The organism is Streptomyces sp. ActVer (assembly GCF_027270795.1).
Lineage (GTDB): Bacteria > Actinomycetota > Actinomycetes > Streptomycetales > Streptomycetaceae > Streptomyces > Streptomyces umbrinus_A.
Map to the genome: position 1 here is coordinate 1 of NZ_JAPWHT010001017.1, position 603 is coordinate 603.

A 603-nucleotide genomic window follows, 5' to 3' on the forward strand; every position below is an offset into this window, starting at 1 on the left:
CGACGAGCAGCCCGACGTCCCCTCCGGCGCCACCCCTGAAGACGCCGGGCCGAAGGCTGGCCCCTCCGTGGAGGAGGGGGGGGGCCGGGCCCGGGGCGCACTCCCATGTGGGGGGTGTTCGCTGGTGGAACGTAAAGCATCCGGGGGCGTATGCGGGGGCTCTGGCGGCGGGGAGGTCGCCCGGGGCGGGGCGGGAGCTTCTGTCTGCGGAGGACCGGCGGGTGGAGCGGATCCTGCTGGAGCTGCGGCTCCTTGAGGGGGTTCCGCTGGCGCTGCTCCATGCGGACGGGCTCGCGGCGTCTCGTCGGGCCCTCGCGGACGGTCTCCTTCAGCCTGGGCCGTACGAGGCCGGGAGCGCGGTGCTCACCCTGCGGGGGCGGCTGCTCGCGGACGCGGTTGTGCGCGACCTGGTGGACTGACGCCTTTCCTCGCCCCCGCCGCCCCTACCCTCCCCCACTCTCGGCTTCGCTCGAGCGGGGGGACCCCCATCGTCCCCTGGGGCGCCGCCCCAGGCCCCGTGGGGTGTGATTTCGGGTGCGGGTCCGGCTGTGGCTGGTCGCGCAGTTCCCCGCGCCCCTGAAGACCTAGGGGCGCGGGGAACTG

At 75.5% G+C, this 603-nt stretch carries 1 pseudogene; it reads left to right on the forward strand.

Features of this window, described 5'->3' with window-relative positions:
- Positions 1–80: 80 nt before the first annotated feature.
- A pseudogene (locus O3Q52_RS53910) lies at positions 81–419 on the forward strand (coproporphyrinogen III oxidase); the annotation flags it as partial.
- Positions 420–603 lie beyond the last annotated feature (184 nt).